Origin of the sequence: Corynebacterium sp. HMSC068H04, assembly GCF_001811255.1 — a bacterium.
Classification (GTDB): Bacteria; Actinomycetota; Actinomycetes; order Mycobacteriales; family Mycobacteriaceae; genus Corynebacterium; species Corynebacterium hesseae.
Genome location: NZ_KV803960.1, coordinates 1 through 1943, shown reverse-complemented (window position 1 = coordinate 1943; position 1943 = coordinate 1). Strand labels below are relative to the sequence as shown.

Below are 1943 nucleotides of genomic sequence, written 5' to 3'. Positions count from 1 at the left end.
GACGTGTCTACTTTCCGGGGGCCAGGCCCGGGCGCGCATTCCCCACACCAACCACGCGCCCCACACCACCGCCCGCCTAGAACTGCGCACAACCCCGCAAGACGCCTACACACTGGTGGGATAACCTAGACTAAAAAGGAGAGACCCATGCCGAAGAAAACCTGGACAACGCCAATCCACGCCCTGCGCACCATTGTCGTCGACACCGACGAGGAAAACCCCGCCGTAGAAATCTACGCAGTAGAAGGCGCAACACTTGACGAACTGCAAGCCCGCGCCTACAGCCCGGCAGACGTAGAACTAGCTATCAAGACCCTTACTGAAGCCAGTAACTGCGCCCGGGCGCACTACGACGAGCGCGCCGACGCTGAAAACTGGCACGAGGACAACATCATCTAGACTCCTCACGCATTAAGCCCCAGCCGCCCTGCGGTTGGGGCTTTTTGTATAGCAATGACACCAACCACGCGCCCCACACCAACGCAGAACAACAAGCCTGACACAAGCAGTACCGCCCCAATGCTGACGCAAGGACGGTACTGGCGTTTCAAACAAGCTTAAAACAGCGTCTGCTGGTTGCCAGAGACACCAAAGATCGCCGCCCGGTACTTGTCCTCATCCCACCCATCGACTAGTGCCTCACGCACACGACGCGAGCGCTCAACACGCGACGACAACGCTGTTACCGCCACGCGATTGCCCGCATGTCGACCTAGCTCGACGGCATACGTCAAGTTCTCGCGCTGCGTTGTTTTGCGAACATGACCGGGGCCAGGACGCACACACAACGGCTCATTGCACTCATGTTCTGCAACCTCGCCAGGACCAAACTCAACACCTGATGTAAGAAGCGCAAAACGGTGTGCCGATATCGTTCGCTGCCGAGAGTCACGCTGCCAGGTAAACCTCCCGTACCCATCCGGAGATGAAATAGAACCCGTCCACAACCAACAGTCATGCGGAGACTTCACGACATGACGAAAGAACGATTCAATCACCGCGTCATCGAAGTCCAGACCTGGATCACTTATTCGCTTCCGACGGCGCGGACGAGGAACCTCCCGTTCAGGCAACTCAAGGCCCACCAAGGGAACATCTTCGAAATCAGAAATCCTACTCACCACTTCCAGATGTCTGGCCCTTATGTCACTATGGGACGAACACCAACAGATGACGAGAGGACGAGACAGTGGACATGCTTCCGTTTATCAACGCTCACGACTCCATTCCGGATTGGTGGGAACTAGCTTTTATCGCCGTTCCGGCGCTTATTATCATCCAACAATTCCGAAAGCGGGCCGGAGTCGTATCCGGAGTGCTAGTCGGCGGCGCTGGAATCGTCTCCTGGTGCATCCTGTGGTGGGCACTCACGTTCTTCGGTGGTCTAGTTGGAACTATGGCCCAGCATTACGAGGATGCAACGACCTACGAAGAACAGCAGCGACAAACACAGGAATACAATCAGCAACCAGAACACTAAAATCTAGCCATCGGACTCGGCGCCGCTGGCCTCGTTGGAGGCCAGTTCGGCGCCGTTCGTTTTCTCCTGACTGCTTGCATCATCGTTCTTCGAATCATCAGAACCAAGGGCTAGCAGATCTGAAAACTCTTTAGCGCTGACACCGATCAAACCGCGCACGGTGGACTTCTTCTCTCCGAGATCGACGAGTTCACGCGCGGACTTTCCAATCTTGAGGTCGAGCTCATCACGTTGGTCGAGCAATGAGAGCATCGAGTTAAGTTTCTTCTTCCGGTCGCGCAGCTTTTGTTGCTCTTCTTCGAAATGCTGGCGAACCGCCTGACGTGCCTGTAGTGACTTGTTTGCTTTGACCATAACTCCACAATGCCAGTACTAAGAACCCACCGCAATACCTGACACAAGCACGTCGCCAAGTCCAACGTCTCTAACTATCCGCTCACGCGGCGGGGCCGCTAGCTCCGCT

4 protein-coding genes are annotated in these 1943 nt (G+C 55.9%); 2 read left to right on the top strand and 2 right to left on the bottom strand.

The genetic code is table 11. The features are described from left to right. Positions 1-147: 147 nt before the first annotated feature. Positions 148-399, top strand: coding sequence for a hypothetical protein (locus HMPREF2792_RS00865; RefSeq protein WP_070530113.1), 252 nt, complete (start codon positions 148-150; stop codon positions 397-399). A 158-nt stretch (positions 400-557) separates the two neighbouring features. Here HMPREF2792_RS00865 and HMPREF2792_RS12920 read toward each other — a convergent pair whose 3' ends face one another. Next, positions 558-782 (bottom strand): hypothetical protein, encoded by a 225-nt coding sequence (locus HMPREF2792_RS12920; RefSeq protein ID WP_158011566.1) that lies wholly within the window; start codon positions 780-782, stop codon positions 558-560. A 407-nt stretch (positions 783-1189) separates the two neighbouring features. On the opposite strand from HMPREF2792_RS12920, the gene HMPREF2792_RS00860 reads away from it, so the two are divergent. Further along, positions 1190-1480, top strand: coding sequence for a hypothetical protein (locus HMPREF2792_RS00860; RefSeq protein ID WP_070530111.1), 291 nt, complete (start codon positions 1190-1192; stop codon positions 1478-1480). 3 nt (positions 1481-1483) lie between these two features. Here the strand turns inward: HMPREF2792_RS00860 and HMPREF2792_RS00855 are convergent, their stop codons facing one another. Next, positions 1484-1834 (bottom strand): hypothetical protein, encoded by a 351-nt coding sequence (locus HMPREF2792_RS00855; RefSeq protein WP_070530108.1) that lies wholly within the window; start codon positions 1832-1834, stop codon positions 1484-1486. Positions 1835-1943 lie beyond the last annotated feature (109 nt).

Bases quoted from the DNA above. Each gene is read 5' to 3' on its own strand.
- HMPREF2792_RS00865 (WP_070530113.1), top strand. From the start codon at position 148: ATGCCGAAGAAAACCTGGACAACGCCAATCCACGCCCTGCGCACCATT.
- HMPREF2792_RS00855 (WP_070530108.1), bottom strand. From the start codon at position 1,834: ATGGTCAAAGCAAACAAGTCACTACAGGCACGTCAGGCGGTTCGCCAG.